Genomic DNA, 234 nt, shown 5'->3' with positions numbered 1-234 from the left:
TTGTCTCTCCTTCTTCTTCCTCCTCATCAGCTCTCTTACACTGCAGCTGATCATTGTCGTCTCATTCTACGTCTCTTTTCCCTTCTCTCCCTCCTCTGTGCTTGTTCTCTTTCATACTCCCCTCTCTCGTCGCCACCGCGTTCTCTACTCTCCTCTCTCCTCTCCTTCTTCTCTTTCTCTTTTTTTTCCTTCTTTCCTCTCTCCCTCCCTCTTCTTTTTTTTTTTTTTTTTTTA

General features: G+C 44.4%; 1 protein-coding gene. It reads right to left on the bottom strand.

Annotated elements, in window-relative coordinates:
* Window positions 1-50: 50 nt before the first annotated feature.
* Window positions 51-234: hypothetical protein (locus G3N97_RS32120; protein WP_205996957.1), on the bottom strand; the 184-nt coding region annotated here is incomplete at its 5' end.

The organism is Paraburkholderia sp. Ac-20347, from assembly GCF_017104805.1.
GTDB lineage: Bacteria > Pseudomonadota > Gammaproteobacteria > Burkholderiales > Burkholderiaceae > Paraburkholderia > Paraburkholderia tropica.
The sequence above is the reverse complement of the archived record's forward strand: the minus strand, read 5'-3'. Positions and strand labels throughout refer to the sequence as shown.